Source organism: Methylobacillus arboreus, from assembly GCF_020532725.1.
Taxonomy (GTDB): domain Bacteria; phylum Pseudomonadota; class Gammaproteobacteria; order Burkholderiales; family Methylophilaceae; genus Methylobacillus; species Methylobacillus arboreus.
The window spans coordinates 102135-126058 of the sequence record NZ_JAJAVC010000003.1 but is presented as its reverse complement, the minus strand read 5'-3'; the positions used below and the strand labels follow the sequence as shown (position 1 = coordinate 126058).

Annotated in this window: 22 protein-coding genes; 7 read left to right on the top strand and 15 right to left on the bottom strand. The window is 46.4% G+C overall.

Annotated elements, in window-relative coordinates; translation table 11 throughout:
• Positions 1 to 115: 115 nt before the first annotated feature.
• The 4 genes from LG198_RS00605 to LG198_RS00590 all read right to left on the bottom strand — a co-directional run bounded on the left by LG198_RS00605 (position 116) and on the right by LG198_RS00590 (position 3945).
• The gene (locus tag LG198_RS00605; protein ID WP_230341240.1) at positions 116 to 559 is read right to left on the bottom strand and encodes a PEP-CTERM sorting domain-containing protein; all 444 of its coding nucleotides are present in this window, start codon (positions 557 to 559) and stop codon (positions 116 to 118) included.
• 10 nt (positions 560 to 569) lie between these two features.
• Positions 570 to 1046 carry a PEP-CTERM sorting domain-containing protein gene (locus LG198_RS00600; RefSeq protein WP_230341239.1) on the bottom strand — a complete coding sequence of 159 codons (477 nt, stop codon included), beginning with the start codon at positions 1044 to 1046 and terminating at the stop codon, positions 570 to 572.
• 178 nt (positions 1047 to 1224) lie between these two features.
• Positions 1225 to 2235 carry a UDP-glucose 4-epimerase GalE gene (gene galE, locus LG198_RS00595; RefSeq protein ID WP_230342030.1) on the bottom strand — a complete coding sequence of 337 codons (1011 nt, stop codon included), beginning with the start codon at positions 2233 to 2235 and terminating at the stop codon, positions 1225 to 1227.
• 42 nt (positions 2236 to 2277) lie between these two features.
• Positions 2278 to 3945, bottom strand: coding sequence for a glycoside hydrolase family 5 protein (locus LG198_RS00590; RefSeq protein ID WP_230341238.1), 1668 nt, complete (start codon positions 3943 to 3945; stop codon positions 2278 to 2280).
• A gap of 59 nt (positions 3946 to 4004) precedes the next feature.
• Here LG198_RS00590 and rfbB point away from each other — a divergent pair, with 59 nt between their 5' ends.
• The 7 genes from rfbB to LG198_RS00555 all read left to right on the top strand — a co-directional run bounded on the left by rfbB (position 4005) and on the right by LG198_RS00555 (position 10248).
• Positions 4005 to 5096 carry a dTDP-glucose 4,6-dehydratase gene (gene rfbB / locus LG198_RS00585; RefSeq protein WP_230341237.1) on the top strand — a complete coding sequence of 364 codons (1092 nt, stop codon included), beginning with the start codon at positions 4005 to 4007 and terminating at the stop codon, positions 5094 to 5096.
• The gene (rfbA, locus tag LG198_RS00580) at positions 5093 to 5971 is read left to right on the top strand and encodes a glucose-1-phosphate thymidylyltransferase RfbA (protein WP_230341236.1); all 879 of its coding nucleotides are present in this window, start codon (positions 5093 to 5095) and stop codon (positions 5969 to 5971) included. Before rfbB ends, rfbA begins: the two co-directional genes overlap by 4 nt.
• Positions 5971 to 6519, top strand: coding sequence for a dTDP-4-dehydrorhamnose 3,5-epimerase (gene rfbC / locus LG198_RS00575; protein ID WP_230341235.1), 549 nt, complete (start codon positions 5971 to 5973; stop codon positions 6517 to 6519). Before rfbA ends, rfbC begins: the two co-directional genes overlap by 1 nt.
• Positions 6519 to 7439 (top strand): dTDP-4-dehydrorhamnose reductase, encoded by a 921-nt coding sequence (gene rfbD, locus LG198_RS00570; RefSeq protein WP_230341234.1) that lies wholly within the window; start codon positions 6519 to 6521, stop codon positions 7437 to 7439. The genes rfbC and rfbD overlap by 1 nt, the downstream gene beginning before the upstream one ends.
• Before the next feature lie 429 nt (positions 7440 to 7868).
• Positions 7869 to 8267 (top strand): c-type cytochrome, encoded by a 399-nt coding sequence (locus tag LG198_RS00565; protein ID WP_230341233.1) that lies wholly within the window; start codon positions 7869 to 7871, stop codon positions 8265 to 8267.
• The gene (locus LG198_RS00560; protein WP_230341232.1) at positions 8264 to 8659 is read left to right on the top strand and encodes a hypothetical protein; all 396 of its coding nucleotides are present in this window, start codon (positions 8264 to 8266) and stop codon (positions 8657 to 8659) included. The genes LG198_RS00565 and LG198_RS00560 overlap by 4 nt, the downstream gene beginning before the upstream one ends.
• An 11-nt stretch (positions 8660 to 8670) precedes the next feature.
• Positions 8671 to 10248, top strand: a complete 1578-nt coding sequence (locus tag LG198_RS00555) for an FAD-dependent oxidoreductase (RefSeq protein WP_230341231.1) — start codon at positions 8671 to 8673, stop codon at positions 10246 to 10248.
• A gap of 863 nt (positions 10249 to 11111) precedes the next feature.
• Here LG198_RS00555 and LG198_RS00550 read toward each other — a convergent pair.
• From LG198_RS00550 to epsF, 11 genes are all read right to left on the bottom strand, one after another.
• Positions 11112 to 12551 (bottom strand): mannose-1-phosphate guanylyltransferase/mannose-6-phosphate isomerase, encoded by a 1440-nt coding sequence (locus LG198_RS00550; RefSeq protein WP_230341230.1) that lies wholly within the window; start codon positions 12549 to 12551, stop codon positions 11112 to 11114.
• Between the two features lie 55 nt (positions 12552 to 12606).
• Entirely contained in the window at positions 12607 to 13713 is a 1107-nt protein-coding gene (locus tag LG198_RS00545; protein WP_230341229.1) for a DUF1972 domain-containing protein, read from the bottom strand.
• Between the two features lie 6 nt (positions 13714 to 13719).
• A complete protein-coding gene (locus LG198_RS00540; RefSeq protein ID WP_230341228.1) occupies positions 13720 to 14868 on the bottom strand; it encodes a glycosyltransferase family 4 protein in 1149 nt (382 codons plus the stop codon).
• Positions 14861 to 16315 (bottom strand): hypothetical protein, encoded by a 1455-nt coding sequence (locus LG198_RS00535; protein ID WP_230341227.1) that lies wholly within the window; start codon positions 16313 to 16315, stop codon positions 14861 to 14863. The genes LG198_RS00540 and LG198_RS00535 overlap by 8 nt, the downstream gene beginning before the upstream one ends.
• Before the next feature lie 144 nt (positions 16316 to 16459).
• Positions 16460 to 17686 (bottom strand): polysaccharide pyruvyl transferase family protein, encoded by a 1227-nt coding sequence (locus tag LG198_RS00530; protein WP_230341226.1) that lies wholly within the window; start codon positions 17684 to 17686, stop codon positions 16460 to 16462.
• Between the two features lie 11 nt (positions 17687 to 17697).
• Positions 17698 to 18744, bottom strand: coding sequence for a nitroreductase family protein (locus tag LG198_RS00525; protein ID WP_230341225.1), 1047 nt, complete (start codon positions 18742 to 18744; stop codon positions 17698 to 17700).
• Positions 18744 to 19988 (bottom strand): lipopolysaccharide biosynthesis protein, encoded by a 1245-nt coding sequence (locus LG198_RS00520; RefSeq protein ID WP_230341224.1) that lies wholly within the window; start codon positions 19986 to 19988, stop codon positions 18744 to 18746. The genes LG198_RS00525 and LG198_RS00520 overlap by 1 nt, the downstream gene beginning before the upstream one ends.
• A 27-nt stretch (positions 19989 to 20015) precedes the next feature.
• Positions 20016 to 20726, bottom strand: a complete 711-nt coding sequence (gene epsI, locus LG198_RS00515) for an exosortase-associated protein EpsI, B-type (RefSeq protein WP_230341223.1) — start codon at positions 20724 to 20726, stop codon at positions 20016 to 20018.
• Positions 20701 to 21588: an exosortase B gene (gene xrtB, locus LG198_RS00510; RefSeq protein WP_230341222.1), complete on the bottom strand. Its 888-nt coding sequence runs from the start codon at positions 21586 to 21588 to the stop codon at positions 20701 to 20703. Before xrtB ends, epsI begins: the two co-directional genes overlap by 26 nt.
• The gene (epsG, locus tag LG198_RS00505) at positions 21589 to 22479 is read right to left on the bottom strand and encodes a chain length determinant protein tyrosine kinase EpsG (RefSeq protein WP_230341221.1); all 891 of its coding nucleotides are present in this window, start codon (positions 22477 to 22479) and stop codon (positions 21589 to 21591) included. It lies immediately after the preceding gene.
• Positions 22480 to 22481: 2 nt separating this feature from the next.
• The gene (epsF, locus tag LG198_RS00500; protein WP_230341220.1) at positions 22482 to 23891 is read right to left on the bottom strand and encodes a chain length determinant protein EpsF; all 1410 of its coding nucleotides are present in this window, start codon (positions 23889 to 23891) and stop codon (positions 22482 to 22484) included.
• Positions 23892 to 23924 lie beyond the last annotated feature (33 nt).

Genomic DNA, 23924 nt, shown 5'->3' with positions numbered 1-23924 from the left:
CAAAGCAGTAATAAGTAACGCACGTCAGCCTTTTAATGTTGTTATTAGGTCAATACCAATAAAAATGGGAGCCTAGGCTCCCATGAATCTTACAATGACTGAACGCCTAGCGCCATCATGCCTTGCGCTTGCGCCGTATCCTGAAGGCAATCAAACCCAATCCGGCCATCAGCATAGCTGCCGTTTCAGGCTCAGGTACGCTGCTGATGACCAAGTTTACCGGGCCAATTCCACCCTGCGCATAAAGCACTGCAGTGTAGATGCCAGTTGTCAAAATGGAGAAGTTCAAAGTACCTTGATCCACAGGTCCCAGCAAACTCAATGAACCCAGCTGGGTTGCCCCTTGACCCAAGGTAATGCCCAGGAAGGAAAAGCTGCTGTCAACATCCTCAAGCGTCAAGGAATACTCGCCAGCCAGCAAGGCCACATTGTATTTATATCCGCCAGGAATCGTAGTCGCTGCATCCAGCTCAAACACAGGTGTAGCATGAGCACTTAAGCTGCCCGAGAATACGACTGCCACAGCCAACCATTTCATCATATTGAGCAATTTTTTCATGATCTGATCCTTATGTTTTATCAGCAATCAAAGGTGTTTTGCGACGTGAAGTGTAAGCAACCAACAAACCGATGCCTACAGCCAGCAACGCCCAGGTATCCGCTTCAGGCACAGGGGAAACCGTAAAACCAAAAACGCCGAACCCAAAATCGTTATTGGCATCACCAAACACACTAAACAGATAAGAACCAGCAGTCAGCTCCGGCAACAGGAAAGTGCCGGAACCATACAATGTGCTGACAAGTGAGCCACCCGTGTATATCTCGATACCAAAGCTTCCAGGTAAAAATGCGGCAGGAAACTCATAATCAAGCAGCGACAACTCATAAACACCTGCATCAAGACTGTAAGAAAATACAGCTTCACTAGGCAAACTAGGGTCAGCGTATAGATAGCCGACCTCATCCACCTTCGTAGCTGCACTGGCAACTGTCGCAATGACTAGCAACAGCGCACCCACAAACCACGACATCACTTGGTTTTTCATTTCGTACTCCCATCAAGGTTGATACACTTGATAGAGAGCAATAATCAGGCCAATTGGTAAAATTAAAAAACTATATATAAATCAATAATATATAAAGAAATACATCAGGCATGCAAACCAATCGTGCACCATAAACAGCGCTCCGGGACAAACCAGCACCAAAGCCGAACATGGCGAATCAGGCAGTCTGGGCTAATGTCTGCTGCCAACGCCAGCTATCCACACACATCTGCTCAATACCTCGAGTCGCCTGCCAATTAAGCAACTGCTCTGCGTGGCTAGGATCGGTATAAGTCGCCGCCACATCCCCAGGGCGACGCGCTACCAGTTTGTAAGGCACACTGCGGCCACTGGCAATCTCGAATGCCTTGACCATTTCCAGCACACTGTAACCCTGCCCGGTACCCAGATTGCAGGTAAATACCCCTGAGGCATGCTCAAGCTTTTCCAGCGCACGCAAATGACCAACCACCAGGTCCACTACATGGATATAATCCCGCACCCCGGTGCCATCCACTGTCGGGTAATCGCTACCAAACACCGATAGATACTCACGCTGCCCCTGAGCCACCTGTGTGATATAAGGCATAAGGTTATTAGGGATGCCGTTCGGGTTTTCGCCAATCAACCCGCTCTCATGCGCACCAACAGGATTGAAATAACGCAGGATGGCTATGCGCCACTCCGGATCAGAAGCTGCAAGATCGCGCAGTATATTCTCCACCATGAGCTTGCTCGCCCCATAAGGATTGGTGGTCGATAGTGGGAAATCCTCGCGAATCGGCACGCTGGCCGGATCACCATACACCGTCGCCGAAGAGCTGAAGACAAACTGCCTGACGTTGAACGTTTGCATGACCCGCAGCAAGGTGACACTGCCAGCCACATTGTTGTCGTAATACCGCAAAGGCTGCGCCACCGACTCCCCAACCGCTTTCAAACCTGCAAAATGCATTACTGCCTGAAACTGATACTTGGCAAACAAATCACGCAACAACGCCTCATCGCGCACATCCCCTTCAACCATCACGGGCGCCTTGCCCGTAATCTGTTTGATGCGGTCCACAACATGAGCTTGGCTGTTGCTGAAATTATCCAGTACTACAACCTTATACCCTGTATTAATCAACTCAACACATGCGTGAGAACCTATATAACCTATACCACCTGTAATTAATACCAAAGCAATGTCTTCTTCAATTCTTACAAATAAATCTTCCAAAATATACTATCAATCACAACTTACTTTTGCCACAGCACTTCTTGACAACTTAGTATTTTGCATTTTTGTCAAACTTGTAGCCGTTGGCATCCAACCATCCCATATCTTATAAGCATGATATGTCCAAGACCAACCATACCCCTCAAAAACAGTAGTCAGTGCATTGATATACATATCCCTATCACTACTATTTGCATGATAATTTATCCCAAACTCCCCAACGTAAATTGGCTTATCATATTTACATTGAAACTTTCTAGCTTCATTGACATTTTTCTTTATATATTCGATCAATGCAGAGGGAGTTCCCATATTATATTGAAGTAAAGTAGTTCCCTTAGGATACTGGTTAATGCCTTGATGAGTCACTTCAAATGGCGCATATAGATGAGGGCTGTAAACAATGAATGGATCATCAAACACTTCCATTTCAGAAAACCTAAATGGTTTAGCCCAGTCCACCGGCTCTACAATAATGGGCATACAAGCATCCAGCTTTCTTATTTCACCAATAACTTCCTTAGCCAGCACCATCCAATCATCAGCCGTTCCCTTACGCTGACTCCACGTTTTGGTATAAACACTTCTCGGAGTTGGTTCATTTAAAATATCGATGCCGGCAACGTTAGGGTAATTCTGCATTTCCTTGACAAAAGCAAGTATCACACGCTTGTAGTTTTCTTTTAACTGAGGTGAGCCCCATAATACTCCAGTCTGACCTGCCCCTCCCTCAGCTCTATGTAAATCTAAAACTACGTCAACATTATGCTGTATCGAATTTTGCATAAACTGTTGCACTCGATTTTTGAATTGAGGCAGCGCATCTAATCCCCCATTGGCAATTAGTCTTAAATTGGTATCTGTCAAGATAATTTGCAGCCTCACAACATTAACATGCCAATCACTAGCCAATATCTCCCAATCTTTAGAAGTTATCTGATTCAAAACATTTGCTCCCTGATAAGCTGCAGACTCCCATCGCTCCCAGATCAGCTTATTTTGGCAACTAAGGGGGGGGTAGCCATCACCTTTAATCAATTCTGTCCCGCCTGTGGTAGCTTGGTTGCCTGTGGTAGCTTGGTTGCCTGTGGTAGCTTGGTTGCCTGTGGTAGCTTGGTTGCCTGTGGTAGCTTGGTTGCCTGTGGTAGCTTGGGGCGCTATTGTGGTTTTTCCACTCGACGAAGATGAGCCACCACCTGTACTGCCAGAACTGGCTGCCCCTCCGCTACCGCCAGAAACAGTTGTTTTGCTTGCATTGCTGCCACTTGACTTATTCATCAAAGCAGGTTTATTTGATGGTTGGTCATTAGTGTTTGCCTGTCCGCCAGACAGAATTTCATTTGAAGATGTTGGAACATCAACAGTTTTTGCACTGCCTGCTCGGCTTGCACCTACTTTTCCAGGATATACTTTTATAGCTTTAGAAGTAGCGGATGGAGAATCAGAATACGTGATCGCACCGTCAGGATTTACTGTTTTATAAACCTCATTAGCAAAACCCCAGCTTTGAAAATATCCCGTAACCATAAGTAAAAAAAGGATTTTTTTCATAACCTCTCTCCAAAAAAGCAAACTTTTCACCTGGCATAAACCTGAACAATTCATTGGTACATGATTGCAAATAACATTCAAAATGGGTATATATTTGACCATAACTGCTATTAAGACAGTTTTCAAACTATCCTACACTAAAATAAACTAACGGCACGTTCCGTAAAAACTTGAAGGCCTAAAAATTGACGAACACTATTTTGGTTACCGGTGGCGCAGGCTTCATCGGCAGCAACTTCGTATTGGACTGGGTTAAGGCAGGGCTTGGTACCGTGATCAATCTTGATAAACTAACCTACGCAGGTAATCTCGAGAATCTTTCTGCTATTGCTGAGCACCCTGATCATCTCTTCATACAAGGCGACATTGGTGACCGCGCCCTTATCGCCAAGCTCCTCGCCGAACATAAGCCAAGAGCAGTCATCAACTTTGCAGCTGAAAGCCATGTAGATCGTTCTATTCATGGTCCTGAGGATTTTATTCAAACCAACGTCGTAGGCACCTTTAATTTGCTGGAAGAAGTACGAGCTTACTGGAACTCTCTGGTCGAAGCTAATCCAGAAATAAAAAATAATCCGCCGTTCCGATTCTTACATGTTTCCACCGATGAGGTTTACGGCACGCTGGGTCCACAGGATCCAGCGTTCACAGAAACAACCCAGTATGCCCCAAACAGCCCATATTCAGCATCAAAAGCAGCTTCAGATCACCTAGTTCGCGCCTATCATCATACTTATGGCTTGCCGGTGCTTACGACCAACTGTTCAAACAACTATGGTCCCTACCATTTTCCTGAAAAACTCATTCCGCTTTGCCTGCTCAACGCCCTTAACGGAAAGCCTTTACCCATTTATGGCGACGGCCAGCAAATTCGTGACTGGCTATTTGTCAAAGATCATTGCAGCGCCATCCGCCGTGTGCTTGAGGCTGGAAAGCTGGGAGAGACCTACAATGTTGGGGGGTGGAACGAGAAAGCAAACCTCGATGTAATCAACACATTATGTCAGATCTTGAATGAATTGCAGCCACGCACCGATGGCAAGGGATATGAAGAGCAAATTACCTTTGTCGAAGACAGGCCAGGGCATGATCGTCGTTATGCCATTGACGCTACTAAACTTGAACGCGAACTGGGCTGGAAGCCGGCTGAAACCTTTGAGACTGGCATCCGCAAAACCGTTGCGTGGTATTTGCAGAATCAGCAATGGGTTCACAATGTAACCAGTGGAGAATATCGAAATTGGGTCAATAAACAGTACAGCGGGAGTGTAGCATGAGAAAAGGCATTATCCTTGCTGGTGGATCCGGCACACGACTCTACCCAGTCACACAGGCGGTATCCAAGCAGTTACTGCCGGTCTATGATAAACCCATGATTTACTATCCTTTGTCCACCCTTATGCTGGCGGGGATTCGCGACATTCTGTTGATATCCACCCCCCAAGATACTCCCCGATTCGAACAATTATTAGGCGATGGCAATCAATGGGGTCTGAACCTCAGCTATGCCGTCCAACCCTCCCCTGATGGCCTGGCCCAGGCATTTATACTCGGCAAGAATTTCATCGGTAATGATCCGAGCGCACTGGTGCTAGGCGATAATATTTTCTACGGACATGACTTGGCACATGATCTCCTGAATGCAGACCAGCGCCAGCAGGGTGCCACCGTATTTGCCTATCCTGTGCACGACCCAGAACGCTATGGTGTGGTTGAATTCAATGATGCCGGACAGGCGATCAGCCTGGAAGAAAAACCTAAGCAGCCGAAATCACGCTATGCCGTTACTGGTTTGTATTTCTACGACAATCAAGTCAGCGATATTGCCGCCAACCTGAAACCTTCTCCACGTGGTGAACTCGAGATTACGGATGTTAACAAGACCTACCTTGAGCACGGTGCACTCAATGTTGAGCTGATGGGTCGCGGCCACGCCTGGCTGGATACCGGCACACATGAATCCCTGCTGGAGGCCTCACTCTTTATCGAGACCATAGAAAAGCGCCAGGGCCTCAAGGTTGCATGCCCTGAGGAAATCGCCTATCGCAAGGGCTACATTACCGCTTCTGATGTGGAAAAAATTGCCCAACCTTACTTGAAGAATGGCTATGGTCAGTACTTGTTACGCATGTTGAAAGAAAAGGTATTTTAATGAACGTCGTTACAGCTAAAATTCCGGATGTCATCATATTTGAACCCAAGATATTTGGTGACGACCGTGGCTTTTTCTTTGAAAGCTTCAACCAAAAACTTTTTGAACAAGCGACTGGCAAACATTTTGATTTTGTACAGGACAATCACTCAAAATCCAACAAAGGGGTACTGCGTGGCTTACACTATCAGGTAGAGCAAGCCCAGGGCAAACTGGTGCGCGTAGTCTCAGGTGAGGTATTTGATGTTGCGGTGGATATCCGCCGCTCCTCCCCTAGCTTCGGTCAGTGGGTGGGTTATCACCTTTCGGGTGAAAATAAGAAACAAATGTGGGTGCCTCCTGGCTTCGCCCATGGTTTCTTGGTATTGTCAGAGACTGCAGAGTTTTTGTACAAGACCACGGATTTCTACGCCCCCGCTCATGAGCGCTGCATCGCCTGGAACGATCCTGCCATCGGCATTCAATGGCCCGACATTGGTACTACACCTTTGTTGTCAGGCAAGGATCAGCAGGGCCTGGGCCTCAATCAGGCAGAACTGTTCACATAATGGCCAAATTCAAGAAAATATTACTGACCGGCATCAACGGTCAGGTCGGCAATGCTCTATACCCCAAACTCGGTGCCTTGGGTGAAGTCATTGCCCTTGATCGCAGTCAACTTGACCTTGCCGATGCAGATGCTATCCGTGGCCTAGTACAAAGCATCAAGCCTGACCTCATCATCAATCCTGCTGCCTATACTGCTGTGGACAAGGCAGAATCGGAACCTGAACTAGCCTATGCCATTAATGCCATAGCTCCGAGGGTATTGGCTCAAGAAGCTGCCAAACTAGGGGCACTGCTGGTGCACTATTCCACCGATTATGTCTTTGATGGCAGTAAGGCCAGTCCCTATGTTGAAACCGACACGCCCAATCCCCTAGGCGTTTATGGGGCTACAAAACTAGCGGGAGAGCAGGCGATTCTTGCCACGGGGGCATCTCACCTCATCTTCCGCACCAGCTGGGTTTATGGCGCCTACGGGAAAAATTTTCTGCGCACCATCATCAGGCTGGCTGCAGAGCGCGATCGCCTTACTATCGTAGCTGATCAATTTGGCTCACCGACTTCAAGTTTGTCTATCAGCGATGCCACTATCAGCGCGCTGAAAAATTGGGATGAGAGCAAGAATGGCCTTTATCACCTAGTAAATACCGGCGAAACCAGTTGGCATGGCTTTGCACGAGAGATCGTCGCACGCTATAGTGAATTACAAGCTGAAAAAAATTGGCCTTCATTAAAAACCGCTGTGGAAAATGTCAGTGGCATCACCACTGCAGAATATCCAACGCCTGCCAAGCGCCCAGCCAACTCGCGTATGGAAGTTGCCAAGCTAGCCAACAACCTGGGAGTTACCTTGCTTCCCTGGCAACTAGCACTGGAAAAAGTGCTAACCCATTCCGACTTTGATCTAGCTGCAACAGCATAAAAAGCCGTTTGTATTAATCTGCTCCTGATTGTCATACGAAAATTAAAGTTCGTGAAATCATCAACTTTATAGAGAATGACCGATATGAAACCCATACAATTCACGGAAGAACGGATCAACGGTTTTTCCCGATCAAATCGGGATGGCCAATGCAAAACGGCTCTAGCGAGGACCTCAATGCAGGTTGCGTGCAAAATGTCTGAACGAGCACTGGTTTGAGTCATTGTGCAGACTAAGAACCTTATTGCGGATTTGCGGCAGGGTAACAATGAAGTAGAACCGCATAGTGTTGCAGTGCATGCGTAGTATTATTACTACGTCAGTAACGGAATAGGCTATGGATTGCATCATGATATTCAAAATGTGTATACTCGGGCGGCCTAAAGATCGTGGCTCGCTGGAACGGATGAACATGATAGAGAGGATTTGATGAAGTTTGGTCTGGCTTTTGCCGTATCCGGTGCAGCGTTGTTTGCTGCACTAAGGTTGCTTGTGGGGAATGCACCAGATGTGCCCATTGCTGATCCTGCTGTTGCCGAACGCGGCGCTCGGGTAAGCAACAAGTGCACTGCATGCCATGCTCTGGAAGCTCGGCGTCATGGGGTCGGCCCATACTTGGTTGGCTTACTGGGTCGACCTGCCGGCAGTCTGACAGATTTCAACTATTCGACAGCCATGAAAGAAAGCGGCGTGACATGGGATAAGTCAAATCTGAAACAATTCCTGATGGCCCCCCAAGAGTTTATCAAAGGCACCAACATGGGAATTTCCCCGTTGACTGAGAGTGAAGCCGAAGAACTGATCTCCCATTTGGAAAGCTTGCAATGAGCAACTCAATAAATACTGGTGTTTTGACTAGGCGAAACATGCTCCTGCTAATTGGGGCCGCCATGATTCCTGGAGTAGTATATGCTGCCCTCCCTACCTCGACAGCAATGGGATATTTTGGAAATTTGCGCCGTGTCGCTGAATTGGAGTTACTGTCGCTACATATGAAATCAGTTTTAAGTCGGGAATCTGTCGATGTCATCAATGAATTGCAGCAGTGGAGTGCCTCTTCGGCGTTATGTATCAGAACGGTTGTTGGCGATCAATGGGAAACGCTGGAGCACACCATTCCTACGTTGGTAGATGATGATTTGCTAGCAGGGCGCACTCGCGAAGTGATGGGCCTGCATTTCACTGCCACGGAATTGGCAATGCTACTGACTGACGACTGATAGAGGATATCATGACGAAGCCCTTTGGGAACGCCGATCAGGTGGAAAAAGACTCTATTGTCGAAGCGGATGTTTGTATCATCGGAGCAGGAGCCGCAGGTATTATTCTGACCACGCAGCTGGCAAGGAAAGGCATATCTGTATTACTTCTGGAAGGGGGGCGAGAGTCAATCAGCGGAGACTCCCAGTCACTATATCAAACCGAGCAAACAGGTATCCCTTACTTTGATATGACAGCATGCCGGTTGCGTTTCCTGGGAGGTACGACGAATCACTGGGGGGGATACTGCCGTGAAAATGATCCTATTGATTACGAGGCCCGCCATAATCTAGGGTTGCAGGGATGGCCGATTTCATACAAGGACGTGCGGCCATATGTCGAGCAAGCAGCGCAGATTCTAGGTATTGATGCACATAACTTCGACCCTCGGGAAGCCTTATCTGACTATCCGGACTTGTCCTCTGGGCTGCTTGATGATCGCTCATCAAAACTTGAAACCAAGGTATTCTTGATGGCACGAAATAAGCGTTTCAAGACAGACTTTGGAGATGAGCTAACATCAAATAAAAATATTAGGGTTTTATTAGGTGCCAATGTAGTGGGTTTGAATGTCGGAGAAGGGGGTACCGATGTATCATCAGCTCAAATCAAGACAACTAATGGCAATGCTTTCATGGTGCGCGCAAGAACTTTTATTTTAGCGACGCATGCGGTAGAGAACGCGAGGTTGTTGCTAGTGTCGAATACTGTGCACAAGACTGGCATCGGGAACCTGTATGGCCATGTCGGCAAGTATTTTATGGAACATCCGGTTGTCGCTTCGGGTTTGTTTTTCCCCAATGCGAGCTTCCCAAAAGTCTATAGTCACGAAACGATGTATCGCATTGGCGTCAATGCTAATTTAAGCCTGACGAGAGAAGCAATGCTGGAAAAAGGCATTCTTCAATACTACTGTCGTTTTGTTCCGTTGTATGGTTTCGAGGATACCGAAAAGGCGCTCAAGAAGGTTTATGATGGCTCCCTGCATCCTTTGGACCAGCGCATGCTAAAAGCACTGACGAGAGTGACTCAGCGTCCTTTTGACTCCATGCGTGTTCTAGGAAATCATTCGAAAGTGTATAGCCCGGAGCCGATTGCCTATAGTCTTGAACATCGTATCGAACAGGCTCCCAATCCGAACTCTCGCATAGAACTGTCGGAGGATGTCGACGCCCTGGGTGTTCGCAAGGTTGTACTGAACTGGGACTTCAATGAGCTTGATTACCGGACATTTACAATCGGGCAAGAAGTGGTTGCATCAGAGTTAGTGCGCTTGAAATTAGGGCGTTTTGAAAGCCCTACGTTAACGCCTGATGTGATTCGACGTAGCGCAGAGGGACATTATCACCATATTGGCTTGACCCGAATGGGGGCGTCCGAGCGTGACAGTGTTGTGGATGCAACTTGCAAGGTGCATGGCATCAGTAATTTGTATGCGACAGGCAGCGGGATTTTTACAACTTCGGGATATTCCGGACCAACAATGATGATTGTTGCCTTTGCACTGAGATTGGCCGACCACCTAGCCAATCAGCGAGGGGCAAAATGATAAGTAGTTGGATTTTTATGATTATCGGTTGGATCTTGCCACCATGGACATTTTGGCGCCAACTTAAACGACCGATGGCCTTGCTAGCCAGCGCTGCATGGTTGATAGCGTGCGCTTGCACAGTATTTTTGTGGGCAGGTCCGGGGCTGATTGCCATGCTATTTTTGTCATGTATGGCCGGAGCTCTTGAACTTCGCAAGTGGTGGCCATGAGTACGGAGCAAGTGTTGTCCAAGCAACTGCATTAATCCGGCAACGCCAAACAGCGCAATCACATTGCATACTTGACTGATCTGTCGCGCGCCGGCAGGCTTTCAAAAATCATCGCTCAAGTAGTCGTTCCATTCTGGCGAATACATTGACAAGAAAATCATCAACTGGCTTGCTTATTTTACGCCGATTGCTGAGCAAGCTTGACGTGATGAACTTTCAAATTGTCCAGAATCCAAAAAACTCTACCTTTGCTTGTCGATTCGACAAGGCACCCCAAGAAATCAATACGGCGCGTAATCATGTTGACACCAAAATCCTTGGAGGTTATTAGCGCCTAACGCAGGTGCTCGCCCCTAGGAGCGTAGTTGCATTCATGCTGGCTACGCGACGTAAAGGTTCAGGTTGCGGAAGCTGCTCGAAGCGATGAATCCTTACTTGCCCAGCATCTTAATCCAGTGCTGGGAAGCATGGCTTCGTAGAGTCGACACTCTTGTATTCGATACTGAGATGGCTTAGATGGAACGCAGCGTACGTATTCAACCCTCCCTTTGCTAACATCCATGTAGATGCAAGCAACTGCATAACCTGAAGCCGCCGAGAATAACCTGCCAAGAAACTGCTGGTCGAAGCCTATCTCATGGTAGCAGCTTATTATGACCTGCCGTATTGGTCATTGAACCGCACGATATCATCCTCGCCCAGATAGGCGCCAGATTGGACTTCAATCATTTCCAGAGGTAGCTTGCCTGGGTTAGCCAGCATATGGGTCACACCCAATGGGATATAAGTCGACTGATTTTCAGAAACCAGGAATTCTTCATCCCCTCTGGTCACCTTAGCTGTACCAGTCACTACGATCCAGTGTTCTGCTCTATGATGATGCATCTGTAGGGAAAGCATAGCCCCTGGATTAACCACAATACGCTTTACCTGAAAACGAGCGCCCATATCAATACTGTCATACCATCCCCAAGGCCGGTGCACTTTGCGGTGAGTCCTGGCCTCGGGTCTCTCCAGGGACTTAAGCTGCTCCACGATCTTCTTCACATCCTGAGTTTTGTTTTTATCAATCACCAGCACAGCATCGGTCGTCTCAATTACCGCGATATTCTGCAGGCCGACACAAGCCAGTAACCTGCCCGATGACACAGCAAGAGTATTCGAACAATCATTGAACAGCACATCCCCTAGCGAGGCATTACCCGAGTTATCCTGCGGCAGGATCTTCCAGAATGAATCCCAGGCACCTACGTCTGACCAACCGGCATCCAAGGGGATAACTATACCTGCAGGTAACTTGTCGACACCACGGGAAACATGCTCCATCACGGCATAGTCTATAGAATCGCTTGGGGTTTCCTGGAATTTAGCCTTGTCTACACGGACAAAATCACCGTCCCGCTGCTGACCATCCCAGGACTGTTCACACGAGGAAAAGATATCGGGACGGGTTTTTGCAATCGCATCCAGCCATACCGTTGCACGCATCATGAACAGACCGCTATTCCAGAAATAGCTCCCACTCGCTACATATTGCTGAGCAGTAGCCTCATCCGGCTTTTCAACAAACTGATCAATGCTGAATGCGGAGCTAAACCCATCCAGCGCAGCACCCGATTTAATATAGCCATAGCCTGTTTCCGCCCTGTCAGGCACGATACCAAAAGTGATAATCTTGCCGGCAGCAGCATGCTCAGCCCCAGCCCTCACGGTATTCTGGAATGCCTCTGCATTGACGATGGCATGATCGGCGGGCATGACCAGCAAGATGGGATCCTGGCCATGCCTTGTAGCCTCCAAGGCAGCCAGGGTTAACGCGGGGGCAGTGTTCTTGCCTACAGGCTCGAGCAGGATAGACCCACGCCTTCCCATAAGCCGCAATTGTTCAGCGATGACAAAGCGGTACTCTTCATTACATACCAGAATCGGGAGAAACTCAGATCCAACGACTGGATCGACCCTGCGTAATGTCGACTGTAATAAAGAATCATCATCAAGCAATGTCAGCAATTGCTTGGGATAATTTTCTCGGGAAAGTGGCCACAATCTTGTGCCAGAACCACCTGATAAAATCACGGCTTGAATCTGCATAATTTTCTCGCTGGATAGAAATATATAGGGGGAAGATAATAGGAGCAGCGCCTAACTACTTATTAGGTAGAAATCTTGCCAGTAATGTCTCATATTGCTGCAACACTGACTCCCAGGTAAATAAAGCGTCATATTGCGCCAGGCTGCCGCTTTTCATATCGTGCAACCGGTTTTCATCACTCAGCAGCGTCTCAAGTATGGTTTCGCAGTCATTCTCATTGGAGAAATAGGCTGCCTTATCCCCGGCAACCCAGCGATTGAAGCGGTTATTGTGCGCCAATACAGCATTGCCAGCTCCCAGCGCCTCAACCAGAGAGGGATTGGTGCCGCCAACCTGGTGGCCGTGAATGTATACCCTTGAGAAATATCTTAATGATTCAACCACGGGCTTATCGTAAATAGCGCCAGGAAAAAGCACTTCATCGGAACCGGCAGCCTTGACCGCAACCTGGTAGGCATGCTCAGGATTGTACTTGCCTAGCACGACCAACTTCATACCACGGGGCTTTGCAGACCAAGCTTTCACTACTTCCAGTATGGAATTTTCAGGCTCTGCGCGCGCAATCAGGATTGCATACTGACCCGCTTCCAGGCCATAAGACTTGAGATGGTTCAGATCAGGATTTTTAATCTTGTCTGCCCCGTAAGGAATCATCGTGATCTTCTCAGCCGCTACCCTGGTTTCCAAGTGCACAGCAATATGAGGATGATCCGCAACCAAGTGGTTACCTAGCAGCGAGCCAGCCCAGTCATTGAACCAGAACCAGGCCTTGGCAAGCTTGCCCCACTTTTGTCTATGCCATTCAATGCCATCCATGTTGATCAGGTTCTTAATACCCAGGAGCCGGTACAGCAGGCAGAAAATTGCCGTGTTGTAACCCAGCGTAAGAATCAGGTTGCGCCTTTTGGCGGCATGGATGGTCGACTTGAGGTCGAAAATAATGGTGCCCGCAGCGCCCAGGATATTCACCGGTATGTTGACTCTGTGCACACCTTGCCAGTTATCTTCAAAGACTGGGCCTTTACCATCGACCTGGCAATACACAGTCACTTCCCAGCCTTTTTTAACCAGATAAAGAGAAAGAAATTCTGCAAATGTCTCAAAACCACCATGTGCTGCAGGAACACCTCTCGTACCAAGGATGGAAAGAATTTTAGCCATTATTATTTACCTATAATTAGAAACTTCTTCATAAACAGACCCCGTGGTCTTACCAATAGTATTCCAGTTGAACTTGCCATTCATATCCCTGGTAGCATTATCAATGACGGCGTCAATATTTCCACTGTTAAAGATAGAATCCAGTTGCTTGGCAAGATCATGCGTATTTTCAGACTCGAACAAATAGCCATTTTCACCATGTTTAATTATCGCAGTCATACCAGGCAAGTTAGACGCAAGCACTGGACGGCCGAAACTCATGCTCATCAACAGGACGCCGCTTTGATAAATTTTCCTATAGGGAAGAACCACCAAGTCAGCAGCACTGTAGAAATAGGTAAGCTCACTATCCGGGATATACCTGATGAATAATTTACAAGACTCACTCATCTGGTACTGATCGATAATTTTCTGGTATTTAGCAAAATCATCCTTCCATACCTTGCCGGCAATCACCAACACCAAGGATTGATTTTCCGCGTTACTTTTACCGAATGCCTCCAGCAAAAGATCCAGTCCTTTTACCTCTTTGATCTGACCAAAGAAAAGAATGGTCTTGGCAGTCTCAGCAAGGCCTAGTTTAGCCCTTGCTTCAGCCTTGTTGACGGGAGCATCGATCAATCCATTGTAACTACCGTGAGGAATAATGGTAATTTTCTCAGGATTCAGATCGCTACTCTGCAGCAGCTCTTTCTTACTGATTTCATTATGGACAATGATCTTTGCTGCCAGCTTGTAGGCAATGGACCTTAAACTGTCGCTGGTCAGGCCGGCCTTGAAGGCTTCGACATCATGAACCGTGATGATCACTTTCAATGCAAACAGTCGTGCCAGCAATACACTGAGGAACTCCATGATCCCGACATGGAAAAAATGGAAATGCGCAATGTCTATCTTGCGTTTTTTTGCATCGATATAAGTTTTGAACAATCCTGCAACATATCTCAGCCCCCGCTTCCAGCTAGGATCCTTGCCCCAAATGTTACTGAAGGTTTTGACGATATTGATGTTGTAACTACCCCTGGCGCTGGAGATATCCGAGGTATACCAACTAACATCGATCCCATTTTCCTGCAGTCCGGCGCATAAGCCTGTATCGTAATAGTCCATCCCTCCGTGGCTGCCCACAGGTTCTATTATTGCCACCTTAACCATGCACCACCTCAGTCTTATTTATTTTATTAGAAATTTTTTCATACTCTGTTGCAGCCAGAATTAATCCCAGGATCATGAAATACCCTGCTGACGAGTTCGGACTCAAAGCTACCTCATTGAAGGCGATATTGATCAAGATACTAACAGCCAGTGTGGTAGCAAACACCTTATCCCTAACAGTGGGAATCGATAGCGACATTTTGATGAGTACACTAAAGAAGAAACCATACAGCAATATGCCAAACACACCCAATTGACCGATAATGATTCCCAGGCCGCTCTCCTTGATGTCACCGCCCTCTCCAGACAATATTCCCACATTGCCCAGCCCTCGACCCAGAGGGTAACTTGGCAGTGTCATCAAGGCAGACCACAAGCCCTGTGAGTGCGCTGCGACACTCTGTGTAGAATGCAGAGAAGAATAAATCAGGAATGCGACACCTACTGCAGCGGCGCCCATGCCAGCGATCGCGAATATCACTCTGTTGGTGTAAAAGTATGACCAAACCACAAATAAAACCAGCAGTCCTAGGAATGCCCCTTTACTGATCGCCAGCACCATACACACGATAGAGAGTATCAACAGCAAATATCTCTTTGTATACCAACCTATGCTGGCAATCAGGAATAGCACTGTACCGAAATTGACAGGGTCAGCATAGGATGATGCCATGCGCCTAACTTGCTCGCCAAAAATCCGCTCCGAGGAAACGAAGTTCAGTGGGAGGCCCCATTCTGCAATATTCCGCAAGCCTTTCTTAGCCCATAACATTTCGATATTCAGGTAGAGCCAGACTTGCTTGTCGAGGAAATACTCGAGAAAACCAAAGAAAATAATGAAATATCCCAGGAAGGATATCATCTTTAGCAAGGTATCAAATTTGACGACCCGGATACTCAAAAAGCCCAGCAGGAAAAAGATCCAGGGGGTGGATAGGTTACGGAATGAGCCAAACAAGCCTATAGGGCTGCCGCCCATGAATGCAAGCAAAACAACAGAATAGCCAATCATTAAAACCAGCATGGCAAACAGAATGATAGGCAGTTTGCTGCCTGATTTACTAACGCCGGTCACCATCAGCCCTGTCAGGGTAATCACGGCAAACATCCAATGCAGCATCAGAAACATCTGCAAAGCAAAAGCATCCATGTCATTCGCGAGCAATCCCAGGTATATATTCTGGAAAGCCGAAATAAACAATGGGAAGAGCAAATAGCCAGAAAGGTCCAGCTTGGTAATATTTGAAGTGCTGTAAAAAACAGTGACTAAGGATAAAGCAAAGATAAACAAAAACGATAGCAGCAGGATGAGTGGCCCACCATAGGTGGCCATCCCCAGCATGACGAATAAGAGAAAAAGCAGGAAAAATATCGGGAAATAACTATCCTTACCTTGAAATACATTAAAGCAAGGAGAAGTTAAAGACATATTATTTGACACATTCATCCCTAGCTCCTTGAGCTTCTCTCGTTTGAGTAATCGCTGTTAACATTGCATCATTAGGTATCCAGCCACGCCAGATTCCATACGCATTGCCCATGGCCCCAAGGGAAATGATTGCCAGAAGATATTTCATGTGCTTGATCAATATCATAAATATTCAAAGTTTTTCAGTGAGAGCTTCTGAACCTCAGGCACCTTGTCCTTTACCACTTTGGTTGCGGCAGGCAGGCGACTCAACCATTGATCAAAGAAGTCATTAACTGTATCAATTTCCGCTGCCGCGGCAGGGGAAATAGTTTCGCCATCACTAAAGCCAAAATGCTGGAACAAGCCTTCAAACTTCCCTTGATAGACTATGCCGGCAATCGGCACCCCTTGCCCCAACGCAGCTATCCCCAAATGCATGCGGCCAGTAAATAAGCCATCTAGATATGACACAGCCTTTTTGATTTCACTTGCATACAAGGGAACATCCAGTAAATACACGCTCTCTGGCGATGCAACTTGTTTTGCTATGTCAGCAAGAGGCACTCTATCATCCACCCCAGGACGGAAATCATGGGGCAAGAGTACAAAAGCGATATCAGGATGATTGCGGATAATTGATGCCAATGATGTCACCAGCTTATCCACATGCCCACTACCATTGGTTTTATTGAACAATAAATGAATGTTCAATCCGATGATTAATTTATTCTTGTCGTGGTTCTTTTTGACGAAATCCTCCAGACCACGCAATTTATTGGTAGTTTCATTCGGCTTGACCAGAAATGCCAGGTCAGCCACCAGGCTCATATCTAGATTGCCGATTTTGGCGAAACGGTCATAAGAGATGGGATCTCTCAGGCAATAATGAATACCTTTGCCGATCCGGGCGATTTCATTTGTAATCAGAGGATGGGGATTTTTGTTGAAGCTGAAGCCTAGGAAACTAACTTTTAGTCCCATATCCCGTGCCAGCTCGGCATAGCGTAAGCGGCGGATAGAGTCTGAATATGAATACAAACCATCCATCACATCAGCGCCCATGACATAAAAATGGGAATAGCGCGAAAAAACTTTCTCCGCCTGTTTAATCCCACCCCATTGAGTCCAGAAAAACTCTTCGTGCAGGGTGTGTTCAAAATTGTAAATGCTCTGGGCAGCACTATATCGGCCAACTGCAGTACTGTGTTGGTGAGTCTGACGCTGAGCAACACCATTAAGGGCGCCAGAGATCATCGCATCATCGCCTATGCCCCCGGCATCGGCGGCAGGCAGGAAAAGAATAGAAGGTTCAAGACTGTTGCTGCTCAGCTGGGGCTGGTAAGGCCTCATTGAAACTACTTGCAGATAATTTCTGATACTTTTTAATTTATTTTTTACACCAGCCATCTTTAATTCCCTTAATTGATTGTCAAGAGATTATCAACCGAAATCCGGGCTGAATCGCACACACTATAATTCTCTTCATAGTGCCCCCCAGCAATAAACATTATGATGACTTCATCATCAGGAATTCCGAAAGCCTGCCTGAAGGATTTATCCCTTTTTGCATCAGTACTCCAATTCAGCGGGCAGCTGCCTATACCCAATGCATGCAAGGCGTTAATCAATGACATGGCGAACATACCACCATCTATCCAGCCCTGATTTCTTTCTGATGGCGAGACAAAGGTCGTCAGCTTGGCACTGACGACAAACAGCACGGTTGCTGTATGACCAAACCCCCTATTGCCATTTTGGAATTTGAGCGCATGATCAATCTTGCTTCTTTCGGTGAAAGCTTTAACCCGCCAGGATTGTCTATTGCATACCGATGGCGTGAAGGTAGCTAAATAAACCGCTCTATTGATGATATCCGTGGAGACAGGCTCAGCAGAATAATGACGGACCGAATGGCGTTCATTGAAGAAGAAGTTGATTTCCTCGTCATTTGCATGATCACGAAACACCCGTGCATTGACCCCGCCTTTGGCGATATGCGGGCTTGGGTTATTCAGCCTGGAAATGATGTTGGCCAAATCGGTTTTCAGGTTAGAGATATAGTCTGAATGCAAGTCCTGCTTTTCATGCCATTGAATATAAAAACTGATGGTATTAAGGGCAGTTATAGTGCTTTCCCTGCTGCCATACTCGCGTTGATGATGCTCAATAGTGCGCAGCAAGTATTCAACAACCTGCTTACCAAAGAATGGTTTGGGTTCGCGCAGAGACAGGCCTTTTTCCAGTCGATGATAATTCATGGTAATCAGGGCATCATATTGCTCTACATTACCAGCCGCCTCACCCATGCAACTTGCGCGGTGATAGCGTGAGAAATCATAAACATAATTGATCACAAGCTGGGCATAGGCTCTGACCGACAGCAGTATCCTCACCACGCTTTTTGGCAAAATCTGTTTCAGTAATTTATAGCGCCCCTCTTCAGCAACTGCATAGCTCTTTGACATTAGTTAACTTTCACATTAATTTTTTTAATAAAGATAAGAAGATAGGAAGTATAAGCAAGCGCAATCAATATTTCACCAGCCACCAAAAGCTTGGCCATAAACGTTGATAGGTCGACTACTGGTGCAAAATAGAACGTCGTTGACAGAAAAAGCACTAGGACAATAAATTGCACAATCACCCTGAACCGTGTTTGCACATAGCTATTCAACGCTGTGCCACTCGCTGTGGCGGCAAATCTGAAGGGAATTGAAAATGCAACGATGGTCAGGATGCTCGATGCATTGATGTATTTTTCCCCAAATATATACAGTATTAAATAATAGGAAAGCAATGCAAATAATAAAGCAATTATCAGACCAGATGCTAGGGCTACCGACATGGCCTTAACGAAATATGGCTTCAATCTCGATGGGTTGTTTGCCACCAGATCATTGATCTTTTTACCCTGCACCCTTTGGAATATCGCAATCGGCAACAGATAGCACGCCATCAGCAATGAAATCGCAATAGAGTAATTCGCGGCAGCAATGGGGCCATCAAGGTAGTTTGCTACAACAACCCCCCCCTGCGTGTATGCCAAATATATAGACATGCTTAGTCCGTAAGGCCATGTCTTGATAAGCAACTCCTGAATGGGGATACTACTGCTTGGTTCAGGGGTTCTGACTAACGTCCACGCCCCAAAATTGTAAAGTGAGACTAATGTAGCTATAAGCGAGCCCAAACCAATCCCTGCCGCTAATACTAAGGGTGAGTTTGTAAAACTGATTAACACCAAGACGATAAGCAGTCTCAGTAGGTTGGGGGTGACTTGCGATATAGCCAGCCGGTAAAACGATTCCTGTATCTGCATTCTGGCAATTGCCAATTCAGTATAAGCATATGAGAGTGCTACAGGAAACATCAGCAACATCGTATAGGAATGCAAGGCATCACCATGCGAAGCAAAAACGATGGTAAAAACCAGGGAGATCCCCAAGGAGACCAGGCTAACGGTCAAAGTGGATTTAAGCAGATCTTCCAGCTTTGAGGATTTCTCAACATAGTTGCGGATGAGAAAATTGCCCATGCCGAAATGGCCCAGGGCGCCCAGAACAGCAAATAGGGAAAGATTGGAAGCCAGAATCCCGTATGTGGAAGCATGCAGGTTTCTGGCCAGTATCACTTGCAATAAAAGTGCTATAAAAGCCGCAACAATTGACGCAGACCATACTGCAATAATTCGGAAGACAGTTTTTTGCACGATATTTGAGACTGTGCTGATTAAAAATTAAGAGTTAACTGTACCAATTAATTGTGTACGTTCTGTTTCTCTGAGGGAGTTGAGCAGTTGTTGAACAAACTCTTGTTGCAAGGCAAATTCTTCTGCGGAATTTGTACCTACACTTGAAACACGGAACAACAGACCATCTGGCACATAACCATTCAGGCCGTATTTGATTCTGGCAACAGTCTGGCCCAGGCCGCCGTATACGGTGTGCTCACCGACACGCATCCAGTATGTAATTGGCTCTACGCGATTGCCGTTCGTGGCAATCAGCTTGCGGATCGAGATGTTGTGGTTCTGGTATTGAATGGATGAATTGCCCAGGGGTTTAACTACAAAACCCTGAGCAGTGTAGCAAGTTTCCGGCTTGTGTGCCTGCAGGGCTCTACTTTGATCCCCACCGTAGGCAATTGACAGCATGATGCGCTGGCCAGCGGCATTGATATAGGTTTTTGATAATGTCTTTTCATAGACCCTATCCAATGTGGCCTGCACCTCAGGGCTGACTTGCACCGGGACTATGGTGTCATCCACACTCCAACCGGCAAACTCTGTCGGGATATTATCAAAAGAAGAAATGGCAGGAATGACATCAAGGTGCTTGCTAGGCTTTAAGGAAAACCCCGCCCAAGCTGCAATAGCAAATACTATAAAAATCCAGAAATCATTTTTTCTTAGAAAAGTCATCTTATCCTCTTTGTAAATCAGCACCATGCTTATTCTTAATGCGTCGTGCTACAAAAAACTGCAACAAAGAGTCAACAGAAATAATCAAGGTCAACGCCACTACGAACAGCAATATCCCGGCAAAACCATGGACAAAACCTTGCCCGACCGCATCGCCAAAATAGTAGGTAACCAGCGTCAGTACAATGACGCGGATGACATTCGCAGTAAATGAAATCGGGATAATCAAGGTAGCGAGAGCTATATTTCTCAACAATGAATCATGCTTGACGATATTCAAGTAGAGCAAGCCCAGGGCCTCGAGGGAAATCAGCGTATGCAAACCGGCACAAGCATCCGCAACCAGTAGTTGATACTGGCCAATCTGCAATATGACACCCGTTCTCGAGATAGGATAATTAAAGAAATACAGAATATCCTCAGCAACATAGGACACGGCTATTTTCATGGGCAGTGTCACTGCATCCACCAATACCCCTGGCAAGGGGATCATGAAGATAAGGAAGAATATCGGAAACCAGAACGTCCTGACCCCTTTATAGCCAAAGTAGATGAGTAACAGCCCGATAATAATGGGAATCTGCGACCCCAGATCCAGAATGACGATATCTTGAGAACGCCCTAGGATATAGGCACATAAGCCGATGGCAATAAGCAACCAGCCAAGGACAGGAGAGGTCTTTCTGCTTTCTTTGCTGAAAATAAACTCTTTTTGCGTCCAGACCAGATAGCCGACCACCAATAATATCAGCGGGCCATGGGCCTGATCTTCACTGGTCCATACTGTAGTCACAAGATTTATGAAGGTAGGGACATACAGAACCAGTATGCCCACCCACAACAACCAATGCGCTTTCAGTCCATCTACTAAGCTAGTATTTTTGAACATTTAAAACTCTACAAGCACAGATCCGACAATGTGGGTCCCATTATTTGCCAGGCTTTCTGCCGCTGCGGAAATATCGTTCATTCTGGCCTCATGGTTTTTGATAACCATGACCAGACCATTGGTTGCAGTGGAGATGGCTTGGACATCTGCGCCATAAGAGAAGGCCGGAGTATCCAGCAGAATCACATCATACTGATTGGATAAATCGTAAATCAGCTTTCTGAATGAAGGCCTGGAAACAAGCTCTTGTGGATTTGGTGGCAATGTACCGGCAGGCAATACGGATAGGCTTTCAAATACACCCACCTTAGAAATGACCTCTTGTCCGGCCCGGCCAGCCAAAATGTCTGAAAGACCTTTTCTTTCTTCCAGCTCAAAAATGTCATGCTGACGTGGCGAACGCAGATTAGCATCGATCAAGAGTGTATTTTCACCTAGCTGTGCAAAAACAATGGCCAGATTTGACACAAAGTAGCTGACACCTTCCCCAGCATTCATGGAGGAAAAGCTCAAAGCTTTACGTTCGGGAGAAAACCAATGAAGCATTAACTGACTTCTCACCGCACGAAACACTTCGGACTTTTTGCTAAATGGCTGGTATGCGGAAACAAGCTCTTTTGCGTGCTTGCTATTACTTTCCTGAATCAGGTATGGATAGTCGAACTGCCTAGCCAAAACTTGCTGGATATCGCCTTCTGTAATCAAGCCCAAGCTTTTTGCAGCCTCACCAAAGCGCATGCCTTGATCTTTATGCAGCTTCATTATTTTTTCTGCATCTTCAGGGCTAATTTTGCCCATGCGTAGTAGTAGGCTACCGATATTAAACTCGGAGAATGGATCCACAGCTAATTGCTTATCTGTTGAAGCTACTGAATGTTGTGTCGAACTCATAATTAAACTTTCGATATTCTCAGTTGCGATGACTTATTGCCAAGTGAGCGCGCAAATTTTTGCTTTGAGCCATCTTTAGGAAACACACCAAGCACAGGCGCATCCAAAAGTACTCTTAAATCCTCTGCCGAACGAACCCTTCTATCGAGGACTTCTACCAGTATGCCCAGACCTAATCCAAGCAGGCCTCCTAAAAAAATAGCAATCACAGTATTAAGAAGTAACTTTGGAGAGTCAGGCTCCACAGGCGGTGTCGCTGGGTTAAGAACAGAAATATCTGACTGGTTGGAGTGTCCTTCAACATTAGTTTGTGTATATCTCTGTGTAATAAGTTGGTATGCATTCTGAGCGTTTTCAACTTCACGCGTCAGCACAGTCAATGCATCTCTATCTTTATTGAGCTCCAAGACTTTTGCACGCTGATTATTCAAGGCAGCACGAATTTCATCTTCACGCTGTTTCAAGATACGATAATTGCTGGCTACATTTACCGATGCTGCCTGGATTTGCTTATTTAACTCCTGCTTAAGGTTGTCAATTTCTGCCTTGGCTCCTAAATATGAAGGATGATTCCGATCAACTTTTTGACTGACATCGGCAAACCTGGATTCTGCTCGCGCTATATCAGTTTTCAGACCCTGAATAAGGGGATTAGCTGCAATATCAGGAGAGTCAAATGCATTACTCCCTGAAGAATTCCTTTGCCGAGATTGTGCTTCCATAGTTTGTGCCTGAGCAATAACGAGTTGCGAAGATAATTCATTAAGCCTCGCGCGCTCTACATCAAGACGCTCATCTACACTGATAATACCTTTCTCTTGCTGGTATTGTGAAAGACGAAGTTGGGCATTATTCAAGTCATCTTTAAGGCCTCTAACCTGCTGAGTAAAATACTCAGAAGCCTGACGTGATGGCTCCACTTTTAATTGAATATTGGTACGAATGTATTCTGCAGCAAAAGCATTTGCCATGACTGCAGCAAACTGAGGATTGGAGCCTTTAAAATTGATATCAATGGTACTACTTGTTCTAGATGGGCTGACATCTAGATTCTTCAGCAGTAATTTGGCTAGCCAGTTGTTGATATCCCCCTCCCCGCCGTCTTCTTCAAAACTAGCTTTAACACCTTCACTATCAGCCAATTTAAGTTGATCAATCACTTTAAGTGCAACGTGTTTACTGGAGATAATATCGACTTGGGTGGCCATATATCCCGGCAACAATTGGGCTGGCGATGCAAGACCAGTTACCGGATCAACCCCTTTGTAATTAATAATTACCGTGTTGGTCGCCTTATATGTTTTAGACAACACCAAACTGATGCCCAACGTGGCAACGACAATTACAAGCATCGTCAACAAAATAATTTTGTATCGAGCTTTGAGAATATGAAGAAACTGGGACAAGCTCATCGTGTTACCTTTTCGTCATGATTATTTGCACAT

Excerpts from the sequence above, each read along its gene's own strand:
- epsI (WP_230341223.1), bottom strand. The coding sequence starts at position 20,726 with ATGGTGCTGATTTACAAAGAGGATAAGATGACTTTTCTAAGAAAAAAT.
- LG198_RS00600 (WP_230341239.1), bottom strand. The coding sequence starts at position 1,046 with ATGAAAAACCAAGTGATGTCGTGGTTTGTGGGTGCGCTGTTGCTAGTC.
- LG198_RS00530 (WP_230341226.1), bottom strand. The coding sequence starts at position 17,686 with ATGGCTGGTGTAAAAAATAAATTAAAAAGTATCAGAAATTATCTGCAA.
- LG198_RS00560 (WP_230341232.1), top strand. The coding sequence starts at position 8,264 with ATGAGCAACTCAATAAATACTGGTGTTTTGACTAGGCGAAACATGCTC.
- LG198_RS00545 (WP_230341229.1), bottom strand. The coding sequence starts at position 13,713 with ATGGCTAAAATTCTTTCCATCCTTGGTACGAGAGGTGTTCCTGCAGCA.
- epsG (WP_230341221.1), bottom strand. The coding sequence starts at position 22,479 with ATGAGTTCGACACAACATTCAGTAGCTTCAACAGATAAGCAATTAGCT.
- LG198_RS00525 (WP_230341225.1), bottom strand. The coding sequence starts at position 18,744 with ATGTCAAAGAGCTATGCAGTTGCTGAAGAGGGGCGCTATAAATTACTG.
- epsF (WP_230341220.1), bottom strand. The coding sequence starts at position 23,891 with ATGAGCTTGTCCCAGTTTCTTCATATTCTCAAAGCTCGATACAAAATT.
- LG198_RS00550 (WP_230341230.1), bottom strand. The coding sequence starts at position 12,551 with ATGCAGATTCAAGCCGTGATTTTATCAGGTGGTTCTGGCACAAGATTG.
- rfbD (WP_230341234.1), top strand. The coding sequence starts at position 6,519 with ATGGCCAAATTCAAGAAAATATTACTGACCGGCATCAACGGTCAGGTC.
- LG198_RS00535 (WP_230341227.1), bottom strand. The coding sequence starts at position 16,315 with ATGAATGTGTCAAATAATATGTCTTTAACTTCTCCTTGCTTTAATGTA.
- xrtB (WP_230341222.1), bottom strand. The coding sequence starts at position 21,588 with ATGTTCAAAAATACTAGCTTAGTAGATGGACTGAAAGCGCATTGGTTG.
- LG198_RS00565 (WP_230341233.1), top strand. The coding sequence starts at position 7,869 with ATGAAGTTTGGTCTGGCTTTTGCCGTATCCGGTGCAGCGTTGTTTGCT.
- rfbA (WP_230341236.1), top strand. The coding sequence starts at position 5,093 with ATGAGAAAAGGCATTATCCTTGCTGGTGGATCCGGCACACGACTCTAC.
- rfbC (WP_230341235.1), top strand. The coding sequence starts at position 5,971 with ATGAACGTCGTTACAGCTAAAATTCCGGATGTCATCATATTTGAACCC.
- LG198_RS00555 (WP_230341231.1), top strand. The coding sequence starts at position 8,671 with ATGACGAAGCCCTTTGGGAACGCCGATCAGGTGGAAAAAGACTCTATT.
- LG198_RS00540 (WP_230341228.1), bottom strand. The coding sequence starts at position 14,868 with ATGGTTAAGGTGGCAATAATAGAACCTGTGGGCAGCCACGGAGGGATG.
- LG198_RS00605 (WP_230341240.1), bottom strand. The coding sequence starts at position 559 with ATGAAAAAATTGCTCAATATGATGAAATGGTTGGCTGTGGCAGTCGTA.